Below are 13,182 nucleotides of genomic sequence, written 5' to 3'. Positions count from 1 at the left end.
ACAGAGTCACTGAGAGCGGAGTTACAGAATGAGGAGTGTCGATGATTATTTGTGGGCTCAAGCTTACTCATGACGGTGCGGTGGCTCTGCTCGACGACGGCAAACTGGTCTTCAGTGTCGAGATCGAGAAGATCGCCAACGGGCGTCGGTACAGCGAGATATCGGACCTTGACGTAGTCCCGCGGATCCTCGGTGATTTCGGGTACAAGGTCGAGGACGTGGACAAGTGGGTCGTCGATGGCTGGGACGGTGACGACCTCGGCCGGCTCGAACTGTCCGATCACGGTTCGCCCGTCTCGCTGGTGGTCGGCCCGTACCGGGAGTCGAAGGGGTTCCCCGACCTGCTCAGCCCCAGTTTCACCGGAGACTTCGAGATCAACGGCGAGGCCTGCACCTACGCCAGCTATCCGCACGCGGCCGGTCACCTGGCGAGTGCGTACGCTTCGAGCCCCTTCTCGTTGCGTCAGGAGCCGGCGTTCGTGCTGGTCTGGGACGGTGGGCTGTTCCCGCGGCTGTACTGGGTGGAAGCGGGCCGGGTGGAGAACGGCGGAGAGCTGTTCCCGCTGATCGGACACGCCTACGCGACGGCGGGCCACCATTTCGGGCCCTTCCGGCGGTCAGAGCAGTCGGCGAACGTGGACGACCTGACGATCGCAGGGAAGCTCATGGCGTACATCGCGCTCGGCCGGGCAAGAGAGGAAGTCCTGGTCGTTCTGCGCGAAACCTTCCACAAGGTCTTCGAGAGCGACATCCCTGCCGCCGTCGAGTACCGCCGTACGGTCGGCGGATTCGGCAGCCTCTTCGAGCAGTCCATGCCGCCGCTGCACGACTTCTACGACGAGGTGCGGGAGCGGGTGGCGCCCACCGGGATCAGTGACGAGGACGTGCTCGCCAGCGTCCACACCTTCCTCGGCGAGCTGTTGCTCGAACGCATCACCGCCAAGATCTCGGCCTGGAAGGGGGACGGGCCCTGGAACCTGTCCTTCGTCGGGGGCTGTGCTCTCAACATCAAGTGGAACAGCGCGCTGCGGAGCCTCCCGCTCTTCAGTGAGGTCTGGGTGCCTCCGTTCCCCAACGACTCCGGCTCTGCCATCGGCGGCGCCGTGCTCGCCGCCGCGCAGCACACCGGGCTCGGCGCCATCGAGTGGCACGCGCGGCTCGGACCCGCTCTGGTCGCCACCGAGGACATCCCGGACGGCTGGACCTCGGATCCCTGCGACCCGGCGGGACTGGCGCGAGTGCTGCACGAGAGCGGGGAGCCGGTTGTCCTGCTCAACGGCAGGGCGGAACTGGGGCCGCGTGCGCTCGGCGCGCGGAGCATCATCGCCGCGCCGACGTCGGCGGCGATGAAGGCGGAGCTGAACAGGGTCAAGGGCCGCGAGTCCTACCGGCCGGTCGCTCCCCTGTGCCTGGTCGAGGAGGCCCCGGCGATCTTCGAACCCGGCACCCCTGACCCGTACATGCTCTTCGATCACACGATACGGGAGAGCTGGATCGAGAAGATCCCCGCGGTGATCCACCTGGACGGGACGGCCCGGCTCCAGACGGTCGCCCAGGAAGACGACCCGGTCCTCGCCGGGATACTCAACGAGTACCACCGGCTCAGCGGGATTCCGGTGCTGTGCAACACCAGCGCCAACCTCAACGGCAGCGGATTCTTTCCGGACATCGCGTCCGCGATCACCTGGGGCAGGGTCGACCGGATCTGGAGCGAGGGAGTGCTGTACTCGCGCAACCCTCCCGCGGTCGCACCTCACGTGGATCATCCCGATGGGCCCCGTCACTGATGCCGGAGCCCCAACTGACCGCCCACAGCCGTCCGGCCAGGCCCGCGGCACGCAGCACCGGCGGCCTCGGCCCGATCACCGTCATCAAGCTCGGCGGCAGCGCCCTGGTCGATGACGCACTCAAGGCCGCCATCGCCCGCGATGTCGTCCGGGTCAGGGACGAGGGCCTGCGGCCACTGATCGTGCACGGTGGCGGCCCGCAGATCAGTGCCGAACTCACCCGGCGAGGTCTCGCCAACGAGTTCAGGGCGGGGCTGCGCGTCACGACGCCCGATGCGATGGACGTCGTCCGCATGGTCCTGGTGGGTCAGGTGCAGCGGGATCTGGTCGGGCTGATCAACCGGGACGTGCCGCTGGCGGTCGGAGTCTCAGGCGAGGACGCCGACACCATCACCGCGGTACGGCATCGGCCGGAGGTGGGTGGAGAACCGGTCGACATCGGACGGGTCGGCGAGATCGTCAAGGTGGATACCGCCCTGCTGGACGCTCTCCTCGTCCAGGGGTTCATCCCGGTCGTCTCCCCTGTGGCGCGCAGCGCCGAGGACGGGTTCGTCCACAACGTCAACGCCGACACGGCCGCAGCCGCGCTCGCAGCAGCCCTCGGTGCCCGGGACCTCCTCATGGTCACCGACGTGAAGGGCCTCTATGCGGACTGGCCCCATGGTGACGAGATCGTCAGCAGGCTGACCGCGGCCCAGCTCGAAGCGCTGCTTCCCCACCTCACCTCGGGGATGCTACCCAAAGCGGAGGGCTGCCTCAGGGCCGTGCGCGGTGGAGTCCGCAGCGCGCACATCGTCGACGGCCGGGTCCCGCACGCGGTCCTCACCGGCGCCCTCGCGGACAAGCCGCTCGGCACGACCATCGTGCCCGACGGTTCCTCCTTGCGGCCCCGTGCAGAGAGGGGAACCACGCATGAGCACCAACGCCGACACGGGGAACGGCCAAGGGCGTAGCTCTGCTGCGGGAGGGCGTCGACGGGTTCGGTGATCGAGGAGTGGGAGGCGCGGGCGGCCGTGGACGCGCCGGGTCCGGCGTGGGTGTGAAGCAGATCGTGCCCGGGATCGGGCCGTCGGCCGGGACCGCGAAGACCGGGGGGGCGAGGTCCAAGCCGAAGCGGCTGGTGGAACGGGGGGGGCCAACAACAACGCCCGGATCCAGTTACCGGTATTGATGCTAGCCGCGCTGTTTCACGGCGGTGAGGAAGGCGGCCCAGGCGGTGGGGAATGCTACGTGGTGCCGCGCGCGGGGGCTTTGCTGTCGCGGACGGCGCGGCCTCCGTCGAGCGTTCCGGCTACCTCTACGCACTCCTGGTCGGCAGTGGATGAGGAGAACGAAGAAGTCTTGAAAGGGGTGCTGATTCGCTTGTCACTCATGGCAGTTACGGTTCCTCGGGAATGCTGTCCAGCGTCGCGCGCAGGAAATCAATGGTCTGTTTCGGAGTCAGAGCGCCGGGCTGTGGTGCAGGCCACAATTCCGGTCACAGGTGTGTCATGGACGTTTCCTCGTACAGGGATGAGGCAGGTCAGGACGGCAGGTCAGGACGGGAGTTCAGGACGGCAGGTCAGGACGGGAGTTCAGGACGGCAGGTCAGGACGGGAGTTCAGGACGGCAGGTCAGGACGGGAGTTCAGGCGGGGAGTCACGACCGCGCAGACGCCGTGGGCGACGCGGGGGCGAGCGACGCGGCGGCCTCCCAGGCGAATCCGTCCGGGTCGGTGAAGGGGTCGGCAGTGCTGCCGAGGACGATGCGGTGCGAGCCGATGCCCTCGGCGGGGACGCCGAGGTCCTTGGCCAGACCGCGGCGCTTGTACAGCGCCAGCTTGACGGGACTGTCCTCGCCGGAGGCGAACTCGGCGTACTTGCCGCCGAAGCTCTTGGCCACGGTCAGGCCCCGGCCGACGTAGAACTGCTTGCTGGCCTTCACGTCCTCGACGCCGAGCAGGAGGACCATCTCGTCGATCTCGCGGGTGGCCGGGCCGGTGTCCTTCTTCGCCGGGGTCGCGACCTTCCAGATCGTTCCGTCCGGCGCCCGGACGACGCCGCCGTAGCCCCACAGCGACTTCTCGGCGGGCTTCAGCACCGTGGCGCCGGCGCCCACGGCGGCGCCGAGGAAACTGTCGACGGTGGCCTGCCGGGACACCGTGAGCGCCAGGGTGAAGCCGCGGAATCCGGTGGAGTGCTCCTCGGACGCCCGCAGGCGTATGCGTGTGTCCACTCCGAAGGCGGTGTAGAAGCGATGGGCGGCCCCGGGGTCGGCCACCTCAAGGGTGACGGATGCGAGGGACGTGGTGGATGCGGTGGATGCGGTGGTTGTCATGGTTATCACGCTAGGGCTGTTCGGCGGCCGGGGCTTCTCGATTCCTGACCGGTCTCGTCACCTGCTTCGCCACGCATGCCGGCATCCCCTCCACCGTGAATGCGGGCCCCTTGTCACCGGCCGGACCTGTGGCATCGGCACGGTCGTCCGCTGCGTCCGCCGAGTCCGCCGAAACATCCGCCGCGCCGTCCGCCGCGCGGCGCCGGAAAACTCCGGGCGGCATGCCGACCAGCTCGGTGAAGCGGGTGGTGAACGTGCCCAGCGACGCGCAGCCGACCACGAAGCAGACCTCGGTGACGCTGAGGTCGCCACGCCGCAGCAGCGCTGTCGCGCGCTCGATGCGGCGCGTCATCAGGTATGAGTACGGCGACTCGCCGTAGGCGGCCCGGAACTGCCGGCTGAGGTGCCCGGCGGACATGTTCACACCGCGGGCGAGCGCCTCCACGTTCAGCGGCTGCGCGTACTCCCTGTCGATACGGTCGCGGACGCGGCGCAGCCGTGCGAGATCGGCCAGATGCTGCGCCTCGACGCGGGCACGCCGCCACTCGGGCTGACACATGGGCGCACTCCCCTTTCCTTCCTCTTCCACCAGTGCCCGCACGGCTCAGCGGAGCTCCTGGATACGGACCAGGTTGCCCGCGGGGTCGCGGAAGGCGCAGTCACGGATGCCGTACGGCTGCTCGGTCGGCTCCTGGACGACCTCGGTGTCACCCGCCTGCACCTTCTCGAATGTGGCATCGAGGTCCGGGGTGGCCAGCAGGATCCAGCCGTAGGTGCCCTTGGCCATCATCTCGGTGATGGTGCGGCGCTCGTCCTCGGTGACTCCCGGGTCGGCAGCCGGCGGCGCCAGGAGGAGGGACGTGCTGGGCTGACCGGCCGGGCCGACCGTGATCCAGCGCATCCTGCCCTGCCCGACGTCGCTGCGGACCTCGAAGCCGAGAACGTCGCGGTAGAAGGCGAGCGACGCGTCCGGGTCGTCGTGCGCCAGCGAACTCGTGTGAATCGTGATGTCCATGGCGAGCAGGTTAGAGCCGGCTCCGTGTCCCACGCTTCTCGATTCCTGATTTATCCGGTCCGGTAGAAACCGGCACCGGGATCACGCGCCACCCGTCGGCCCTCGCCCGCCACAGCAGCCAGCCGAAGTACGGGGCGCCGATGACCGCGGTGACCACCCCGACGGGGATCTGCGCGGGTGCGATGACCGTACGGCCGATCGTGTCGGCGACCACCACCAGCAGCGAGCCCATCGGTGCGGCCACCGGGAGTACCCGGGCGTGGCGCCGGCCCACCTCCGGCCGGGACCTCGGCGCCCCCGGTGGGCGGGCCGGGGGCGTCGGTCATGGTGCGGGGAGGCCGTGGGGCGCCGGTCATGGTGCGGGGAGGCCGTGGGGTGTCCTCTCGTCCGGGCACAGCCCCGGTCCTGGGTCTGTGGCCGGACAAGAACCATGGCGATGCCGGTGATCTGCCCGCCCGGTCACGGGACTTGGTTCGCGGCCGGTACCTGTTCCGGCCGGGACGCGGTCCCGGTCGCCGCGGGCGCCGTCGGCAGGTCGCGGTGGCGGCGGATCGGGGAGAACCAGAGGAGCATCGCCGCGGCCGGGATGCCCGCGATCGTGATCCACAGGGCGGTACGGGTGCCGAGCGCCTCTCCCAGGGCGCCGCCGAGCACCGCGCCCAGCGGGATCGTGCCGTAGTTCAGGAACGATGCGGAGGCGCTGATCCGGCCGAGCATGCCCGCAGGGCAGTACTGCTGACGGAACGTCGAGGAGAGGACGTTCCCCGCGACGACCCCGAAGGACACCGAGCTGTAGCCGATCGCGAAGAACACCAGGCCGAACCCCTGGCTGGTCAGCGGGATCAGCAGGGCCAGGCACGGGACCGCCAGATTGAAGACGAGCAGGGCGCGGGCCGAGCCGATGCGGGCGGCGAGGCGACGGGCGGCGAAGGCGCCGACGATGCCGCCGATGCCGCCGCCGGTCATCAGGGCGCCGATGGTGCCGGACGCCAGGTGCACCTCGCGGACCAGGAAGACCACCAGGATCGACTGGTACGCCATCAGCGCCAGGTTGGACGCGCCGCCGCACACCGCCATCGCGCGCAGGTACGGGTCGCCGAAGGTCAGCCGCAGCCCCGCGCGGATCTCCGAGGCGAGGGCCCCGCGCCGGCGCACCGTCGCGGTTCCGGTGACGCTGGCGGCCTCGGTGACCCTGGCGGGCTCGCGGTGCTTGATGCGCAGGACGCAGAGGAAGGAGACAGCGAAGGTGGCGGCGTTCACGAACAGACCGTTGGCCGCGCCGATCGCCTGGACCAGGAAGCCTCCCGAGCCGTAACCGGCGAGCTGCGCCGCCGACTCGCTGCCGTGCAGTTTGGAGTTGCCCTCGGCCTGGTCCTCCGGGGCGACCAGCAGGGGGAGCAGCGCGGTGTACGCGGTCTGGAAGAAGACCGTGGCGGTGCCGACGAGTACGGCGGTGGCCAGCAGGTAGCCGATGGAGAGCAGTCCCAGCCGGGCGGCCACCGGGATCCCCGCGAAGAGCAGCAGTGCGGCGGCGTCGGCGGTCAGCATGACCGGGCGGCGCGGCAGCCGGTCCACCCAGGCGCCGGCCGGGAGGCCGATGAGCAGCCAGGGCAGCCAGGTGGCGCCGGTGAGCAGGCCCACCTGGAGGGTGGAGGCGTGCAGCATCGTGACGGCCACCAGCGGCAGCGCGACCGAGGTGACCGAGGCCCCGTACTTGCCGGTGGTGGAGCCGGTCCAGAGCAGGCGGAAGTCGCGGTTGCGGAGGAGGAGGCTGCGGGAGGTGGTGCGCGAGGTCGTACCCGTGGACGGCGGCATGGTCCGAAGGTAGCTTGCAGAGAGTTCTCTGCAAAGGGGTTTGCAGAGAACTCTCTGCAATATTTTCGGCAGTGCCTCCGGACTGCCCGTGAGGTGGTCTCAGTTCTTGCGCTCGATCCGTGGGAACGACTGGAGCTGGACGCTGACCGGCAGGGCCCCGGGCTCCGGCTCCTCGCCCGGCGCGGGATAGTACTTGTCGATCACGGCCATCAACTCGTCGTTCAGCGCCCGTAGTTGCTCGGGGGTCAGCCGGAGGTCGTCCCAGTTGGAGAGGGTCCCGGCGCGCTCCCACCCGGGCGGCCATTCCTGTGCCGCGAAGCCGGCCGCCCGCTGGAAGTGCAGTTGGAGCAGCTCCTGCACGTACAGGGTGAAGGCGCCCCGCGCCGCCGGGTCCTTCGCCAGCTCGGCGCTGTCCAGCACCTGCCGGTCGTCGACCGCCCGCCACCAGCGCTCCCGCTTGGTGCCCCGCTCGGTCTCCTCCACGATGAAGTGGTGCTCCGCGAGGTTCCGCAGATGCCAGCTCACCGTGCCGGTGCTCTCCCCGAACTCCTCGGCCAGCCTGGTCGAGGTCGCGGGGCCGTCGCGGCGCAGCGACTCCATGATGCGCACCCGCAGCGGGTGCGCGAGGGCCCGCAGGCTGCGGGTGTCGATGTTCCGTACGGGCTTGTTGCTGGCCATGCTGGCAGCGTATCCGGCACGGTGCGCCCGTCTCGCGGGTCCGTACCACGGCCGCGGTCTACGGCCGCCGGACCGCCAGCGCCGCGCACACCGCGGCCAGTGGCAGCTCCGCGCAGAGGGCGAGGGTGACGGCGGTGGCCAGCTCCGGTCCCGGCGCCGACGTCAGCACGTCGAACCAGGCGTCCACGAGGAGCAGCGCCCCGGTGGCCGCGGCTGCCGCCGGGGCACGCGGGTCGTTGCGCCGGTGCAGCAGGCCCGTACCGGCAAGACCGGCCGCGAGCAGCGCGTCGAGACCGACCCAGGCCGTCGACCAGTTGGACACCTCGGTGGTCGCGGGGAGCGTCCTGGCGAGTACGAACATCCAGGGGACCAGGGCCGCACCGCAGCCGGTGAGTACGGTCGAGAGGCGCGGGCTGCGCAGGGCCCGGGGGAGCCGGGCGGGCGGGGCGACGAGTGTCATGAGGACTGAACTCCTTCCGGCGGCCCGCCTGTTCGGGCCACCGCCAAGGTTTCCGGACGGCGGGGCCGAGATCAGTAACGCCCGGGTCCGTCCTGGGGTGGCACCAGCACCACCCCCGTTCCGGGCAGCAGCGTGATGGCACCCCTCCCACCTGGCCGTCTACCGTGTGCCCATGCCGATACGCCAGACCTCCCGGGCCGACGGGCCCCGGATCTCCTGGGTCGCCAGGCACGCTCCCTGGTCCGCCTGGGCCTGGCGCAACACCGCCTTCGCCGCAGCAGGGGTGCCGCTCGCCCTGCCCGCCGCCGTGGCCGGGGCGTTCATCATCAAGGCACCCGGACACACGCCCAGCAGTCTCGCGATCATGCTCGTCCTGTGCCCGCTGCTCACCGCACTGCAACGCAGTCGCTTCTGGTCGCTGGTCGGGCTCGACGTGCCCCGAATCCCCTGGCGGGAACGCCGGTTCGGCCGGCGGGGGATCGTGGAGCGGCTGCGCTCCGAGGCGACCTGGCGGCAGTTCGGCTACCACCTGCTGGTCGCGCCGCTGGCCGCTGTCGGGGGGGCGCTGGTGGTCCTCTCCTGGGCCGCCGGGTTCGCCGGCGCGCTGGTCTTCTCCTGGGTCTGGACGCTGCCGTTCGACCGGCGGATGCCCGGCTGGACCGAGCAGTACGCCCTGCTCACCGTCTGCGGAGTGCTGCTGCTCCTAATCACCCCCTGGCTGGCGGCTGCCGTCGCCGGACTCGACGCGAGCGCCGCCGCCGCGCTCCTCGGGCCCAACCGGGCCAGGGAACTGGAGCGCCGGGTCGAGAACCTCGCCGAGAGCAGGGCGGGCGTGCTCGACGCCGCGGACACCGAACGGCGGCGCATCGAACGGGACCTGCACGACGGCGCGCAGCAGCGGCTGGTGTCGCTCGCGATGAACCTCGGCATCGCCCGCGCGACCCTCACCGATCTCCCGCCCGAGGCCCGGCAGGTCATCGACGAGGCGCACCGCGAGGCCAAGGAGGCCATCGAGGAGCTCAACAACCTGGTGCGGGGCCTGCATCCGGCGGTACTCGACGACCGCGGCCTGGACGCCGCGCTCTCCGGGATCGCCGCACGCGCCCCGCTGCCCGTGGAGCTGACCGTGGACATGGAGCGGCGCCCCTCGCCGACCGTCGAGGCGGTCGCCTACTTCGTCGTCTCCGAAGCACTCGCCAACGTCGCCAAGCACGCGCGGGCCCAGCGGGTCTCCGTGCGCCTGCGCGCCCGCCGTGGCCTGTTGCGCATCACCGTCACCGACGACGGAGCGGGCGGCGCCGACCCGTCGGCGGGCACCGGACTCGCCGGGCTGGCCCAGCGCGTAGGGTCGGTCGACGGGACCATCCGGATCGACAGCCCCCTCGGGGGCCCGACCGTCATCACTGTGGAGTTGCCGTGCGGGCTGTGATCGCCGAGGATTCGGTGCTGCTCAGGGTGGGCCTGGTCAAGGTCCTGGAGATGGCGGGCTTCGAGGTGGCCGCCGAGGCCGGCGACGCGGAGGCGCTCCTCGCGGCGGTCGGCGAGCACCGGCCGCAACTGGCCCTGGTCGACGTACGGATGCCGCCCGGCTTCACCGACGAAGGCGTACGGGCCGCGCTGATGATCCGGCGGCAGTGGCCGGACACCGCCGTACTGCTCCTGTCGCAGTACGTCGAGGAGCGGTACGCCGCCGACCTGCTCACCGCGCAGACCGGCGGCATCGGCTACCTCCTCAAGCAACGGGTCGCGGACGTCGAGGAGTTCATGGATGCCCTGAAGCGGGTCGCGGCGGGCGGTACCGCACTGGACCCGCAGGTCGTCGCGCAGCTGCTGCTGCGCCGCCGCGGCGCCGATCCGCTGGAGCGCCTGACGCCGCGCGAGCGGGAGGTGCTGGCGCTGATGGCCGAGGGCCGCTCCAACGCGGGCATCGCCGGGCAACTGGTCGTCAGCGAGAGCGCGGTGGCCAAACACATCAACAACATCTTCGCCAAGCTCGACCTGGGCCAGGCGGACGCCGACCACCGGCGGGTGCTCGCGGTCCTGCGGTTCCTGGACGGCGCATGACCACCGAAGCCGACACCGAAGCCGACACGGACACCGGCACCGGAGCCGCCGCGCACCCGCGCCGCCGCCACGGGATCTGGACCGCCGTAGCGATCCTGAGCGCCTTGTTCCTCCTGGCCCCGCTGAGCATCGAGGCCTGGGCCCAACTCGCCCGCCAGAGCAGCTCGGAGACCAGTACCGAGACGGTCGACCAGCACCCGGTGCGCGCGATCGAAGTCGATTCGGGCAGCTCCGAGGTGTCCGTGAGTGCCGGAACGGGCCACGAGGTACGGATGCACCAGGAACTGATCTGGTCGCTGCGCCGCCCCACCGTCGACCGGAGCTGGGTGGGGGACACCCTCAGGGTGCGCACCCGGTGCGACGGCACCCTGGCACTCACCAGTCTGGGCTGCTCGGTACGGCTGGACCTGACGGTGCCCGCCGGAGTCGGCGTGCGCGTGGTGAGCGGATCGGGCCCCGTCCGGCTGAGCGGGCTCACCGGCCCGGTCGATCTGAGCGCGGGGTCCGGAGAGGTCCAGCTGTACGGGGTGACGGGACCGGTGCGGGGCCGCACGGGCTCGGGCGTGATCCGCGGCGTCGCACTCTCCTCGAAGACCGTGGACGTGCAGGCGGGCTCAGGGGTGGTGAAGCTCGAATTCGCCGCGCCGCCAACGGAGTTGACGGGGAAGGTCGGCTCGGGCACCTTCGCGGCGACCGTGCCCCTGGGCTCCCGCTACCGGGTGCGGGGCGGTACCGACTCGGGTGGCTGGGCGGTCGGGAAGGGGATCGGCGACCCGTCGTCGGACCGGCTCATCGATGTCTCGTCCCGCTCGGGGACCGTACACATCGGATATCCGGCCCACTGATCTCGGTGTAAGCCGTGCCGGATGCCGGATGCCGGATGCCGGATGCCGGATGCCGGATGCCGGATGAGGGGTGCGGGATCGCGCGAGCGGTCAGCGGGCGCCGAGCCCCCGCAGCAGCAGGCTCCGCACGGCGGCGAAGGCGTCCTCGACGCCCGGAGCGCTCCACTCCGCCGCGTACGCGGGATTGTGGAAGCGTTCCGTGGCGTCGAAGACCGCGCGGGCCGTCGTCGCGAAGTCGACCTCGACCGGGGCGAACTCGCCCTGCGCGCAGCCGTCCTCGATGATGCGGGCGAGCTGCCCGACCAGCGTGTCGACATGGCGGTCCACGACAGCGCTGTTCTCGCCGGTCAACACCCCGAAGGTGGCGAACAGCTCGGGGTCGCCACCCGCCTTGCGCCGCTTCGCCGCGAACAGGGCCGACAGCCAGAGCCCCAGCCGGACGGGCGCGGAGCCCGCCCCGCTGTCGGTGTACCGGCCCATCTCCGCCTCCGACCGGCTCAGCCAGCGCTCGGTCACGGCCTCACGGAGCGCCGCTTTCGTACGGAAATGGCGGTAGACACTGCCGTGGCTGACCCCGAGCACCCGCGCCACATCGACCACCGTGGCCTTGGCGGGGCCGTAGCGGCGCAGCACGTCCTCGGTCGCTTCGAGGATGCGCTCGGGTGTCAGGGCTTCGGGCGTCATCGGGGCTGCGCTGCCTTTCGGGGGGCTCCCTCGCGGGGGACTGCGGACGCCTCCGACCGTACCGGCAGCTCAGCGCTCGCTGTCCAGGTGGGCCATCTGCTCGGCCGGATAGCGATCGCCCGCCGCCGCACCTGCCGGGACCGCCGCCTCGATGGCGGCGAGCTCACCGGCGTCGAGCGTCACGTCGAGCGAGCCGAGAGCTTCGGCCAGCCGGTCGCGGGTGCGGGCGCCGATCAGCGGCACGATGTCCTCGCCCTGGGCCGAGACCCAGGCGATGGCGGTCTGGGCGACGGAGACGCCCTTCTGCTCGGCGATCTTCCGCAGCGCGTCGACCAGATCGAGGTTGCGCTGGAGGTTCTCGCCCTGGAAGCGCGGGCTCATCCCGCGGAAATCGCCGGGGGCCAGCTTGCGGTCGCGGGTGTAGTGGCCGCTGATCAGACCGCGGGAGAGTACTCCGTACGCGGTGATGCCGATGCCCAGTTCACGGGTGACCGGCAGGATCTCGTCCTCGATGCCCCGGGAGATCAGCGAGTACTCGATCTGCAGGTCGGTGACGGGGGTGACGGCCGCGGCCCGCCGGATGGTGGCGGCACCCACCTCGGAGAGGCCCACGTACCGGACATGACCGGCCTCGATCAGCTCGGCGATGGCGCCGACGGTCTCCTCGATCGGTACGTCCGGGTCGAGGCGGGCGATCCGGTAGATGTCGATGTGGTCGGTGCCGAGCCGCTGGAGCGAGTACGCGGCGAAGTTCTTGACGGCGGCGGGCCGGCCGTCGATGCCGATGAACGCCCCGTCCGCCGAACGCATGGCACCGAACTTGACGCTGGTGAGGGCCTGTTCGCGGCGGGCGGCGGGGGCGGTGCGCAGCGCTTCGTTGATCAGCAGCTCGTTGTGGCCCATGCCGTAGAAGTCGCCGGTGTCGAGCAGGGTGATCCCGGCTTCGAGCGCGGCGTGGACGGTGGCGATCGACTCGGCGCGGTCGGTGCTTCCGTACAGCGCGGACATGCCCATGCAACCGAGGCCGAGCGCGGAAACCTGCGGTCCTGCGGTGCCGAGGGGGCGGGTGGGAACAGGGGTGGTGGTCATGGGTGCTCCTCTGGACTGGCGAAGGACAAGAACGAAGAACCAAAGAGGGGTCGGGCCCGCGGCTTCACTATGGCATGACAGCTGACAGATCTCAATATCTGTCAGCTGTCATGTGTCGCACCGGTGGAAAACCGGTGCGGTGGCCGCCGGGGTGCCCGGTACGCTGACCCGTATGGCAAAGAGTCGTAACAACCTTCTTGGCGTGGGCGGGCAGCGCAAGAAGATGCCCCGCTCCGGTGCACAGAGCTCGGCAGCCGCGGGCGCCGAGGACCGTAGGTCCGCGGCGGATCAGAAGCAGGACCTGGTGCGGAAGATGCGCGAACGGGCCGAAGGAGCCGAGGCGCCGGAAGCCCCGGAGAGCAACGAACAGAGCTGACGGCAGGACAGCAGGACAGCAGGACTGAAGAACCGTGGGCCCGGAGCGCGTCG

15 protein-coding genes and 1 pseudogene are annotated in these 13,182 nt (G+C 70.8%); 6 read left to right on the top strand and 10 right to left on the bottom strand.

Annotated features, from left to right (window positions below; translation table 11 throughout):
- Positions 1 to 41: 41 nt before the first annotated feature.
- Both OG709_RS10590 and argB read left to right on the top strand, forming a co-directional pair.
- Complete coding sequence (locus tag OG709_RS10590; RefSeq protein WP_250298274.1) at positions 42 to 1,787, top strand: carbamoyltransferase N-terminal domain-containing protein; 1,746 nt, start codon at positions 42 to 44, stop codon at positions 1,785 to 1,787.
- Positions 1,787 to 2,740, top strand: coding sequence for an acetylglutamate kinase (gene argB, locus OG709_RS10585; protein ID WP_326694925.1), 954 nt, complete (start codon positions 1,787 to 1,789; stop codon positions 2,738 to 2,740). The genes OG709_RS10590 and argB overlap by 1 nt, the downstream gene beginning before the upstream one ends.
- Positions 2,741 to 3,013: 273 nt before the next feature.
- On the opposite strand, the gene OG709_RS10580 is transcribed toward argB, so the two are convergent.
- The 8 genes and pseudogenes from OG709_RS10580 to OG709_RS10545 form a co-directional block, all read right to left on the bottom strand.
- Positions 3,014 to 3,160: a DUF397 domain-containing protein gene (locus tag OG709_RS10580; protein ID WP_266643259.1), complete on the bottom strand. Its 147-nt coding sequence runs from the start codon at positions 3,158 to 3,160 to the stop codon at positions 3,014 to 3,016.
- A gap of 265 nt (positions 3,161 to 3,425) precedes the next feature.
- The gene (locus tag OG709_RS10575) at positions 3,426 to 4,103 is read right to left on the bottom strand and encodes a glyoxalase (protein ID WP_329165774.1); all 678 of its coding nucleotides are present in this window, start codon (positions 4,101 to 4,103) and stop codon (positions 3,426 to 3,428) included.
- A gap of 10 nt (positions 4,104 to 4,113) precedes the next feature.
- Entirely contained in the window at positions 4,114 to 4,662 is a 549-nt protein-coding gene (locus OG709_RS10570; protein WP_250298268.1) for a helix-turn-helix transcriptional regulator, read from the bottom strand.
- A gap of 45 nt (positions 4,663 to 4,707) precedes the next feature.
- A complete protein-coding gene (locus OG709_RS10565) occupies positions 4,708 to 5,118 on the bottom strand; it encodes a VOC family protein (RefSeq protein ID WP_250298266.1) in 411 nt (136 codons plus the stop codon).
- Positions 5,119 to 5,209: 91 nt separating this feature from the next.
- A pseudogene (locus tag OG709_RS10560) lies at positions 5,210 to 5,404 on the bottom strand (iron chelate uptake ABC transporter family permease subunit); the annotation flags it as partial.
- Positions 5,405 to 5,577: 173 nt separating this feature from the next.
- Positions 5,578 to 6,933, bottom strand: a complete 1,356-nt coding sequence (locus OG709_RS10555) for an MFS transporter (protein WP_329165770.1) — start codon at positions 6,931 to 6,933, stop codon at positions 5,578 to 5,580.
- Positions 6,934 to 7,032: 99 nt separating this feature from the next.
- The gene (locus tag OG709_RS10550) at positions 7,033 to 7,611 is read right to left on the bottom strand and encodes an ArsR/SmtB family transcription factor (RefSeq protein ID WP_250298262.1); all 579 of its coding nucleotides are present in this window, start codon (positions 7,609 to 7,611) and stop codon (positions 7,033 to 7,035) included.
- A gap of 58 nt (positions 7,612 to 7,669) precedes the next feature.
- Positions 7,670 to 8,071: a hypothetical protein gene (locus tag OG709_RS10545; protein ID WP_266643264.1), complete on the bottom strand. Its 402-nt coding sequence runs from the start codon at positions 8,069 to 8,071 to the stop codon at positions 7,670 to 7,672.
- Between the two features lie 172 nt (positions 8,072 to 8,243).
- Between OG709_RS10545 and OG709_RS10540 the strand changes: the two genes are divergently transcribed.
- From OG709_RS10540 to OG709_RS10530, 3 genes are read left to right on the top strand one after another with little or no spacing between them, the layout of a single operon-like run.
- Positions 8,244 to 9,500: a sensor histidine kinase gene (locus OG709_RS10540; RefSeq protein WP_250298256.1), complete on the top strand. Its 1,257-nt coding sequence runs from the start codon at positions 8,244 to 8,246 to the stop codon at positions 9,498 to 9,500.
- Positions 9,488 to 10,135 carry a response regulator gene (locus OG709_RS10535; RefSeq protein WP_250298255.1) on the top strand — a complete coding sequence of 216 codons (648 nt, stop codon included), beginning with the start codon at positions 9,488 to 9,490 and terminating at the stop codon, positions 10,133 to 10,135. The genes OG709_RS10540 and OG709_RS10535 overlap by 13 nt, the downstream gene beginning before the upstream one ends.
- The gene (locus OG709_RS10530; RefSeq protein WP_326694928.1) at positions 10,132 to 10,980 is read left to right on the top strand and encodes a hypothetical protein; all 849 of its coding nucleotides are present in this window, start codon (positions 10,132 to 10,134) and stop codon (positions 10,978 to 10,980) included. The genes OG709_RS10535 and OG709_RS10530 overlap by 4 nt, the downstream gene beginning before the upstream one ends.
- A gap of 90 nt (positions 10,981 to 11,070) precedes the next feature.
- Here the strand turns inward: OG709_RS10530 and OG709_RS10525 are convergent, their stop codons facing one another.
- Both OG709_RS10525 and OG709_RS10520 read right to left on the bottom strand, forming a co-directional pair.
- On the bottom strand, positions 11,071 to 11,664 hold the full coding sequence (locus tag OG709_RS10525) for a TetR family transcriptional regulator (RefSeq protein WP_329165764.1): 594 nt from the start codon (positions 11,662 to 11,664) through the stop codon (positions 11,071 to 11,073).
- 69 nt (positions 11,665 to 11,733) lie between these two features.
- Positions 11,734 to 12,753 carry an aldo/keto reductase gene (locus OG709_RS10520; protein ID WP_250298248.1) on the bottom strand — a complete coding sequence of 340 codons (1,020 nt, stop codon included), beginning with the start codon at positions 12,751 to 12,753 and terminating at the stop codon, positions 11,734 to 11,736.
- 172 nt (positions 12,754 to 12,925) lie between these two features.
- On the opposite strand from OG709_RS10520, the gene OG709_RS10515 reads away from it, so the two are divergent.
- Entirely contained in the window at positions 12,926 to 13,129 is a 204-nt protein-coding gene (locus OG709_RS10515) for a DUF6243 family protein (protein ID WP_250298246.1), read from the top strand.
- Positions 13,130 to 13,182: the final 53 nt, after the last annotated feature.

The organism is Streptomyces sp. NBC_01267 (assembly GCF_036241575.1).
GTDB lineage: Bacteria > Actinomycetota > Actinomycetes > Streptomycetales > Streptomycetaceae > Streptomyces.
This window is presented reverse-complemented; position numbering and strand designations above follow the sequence as displayed.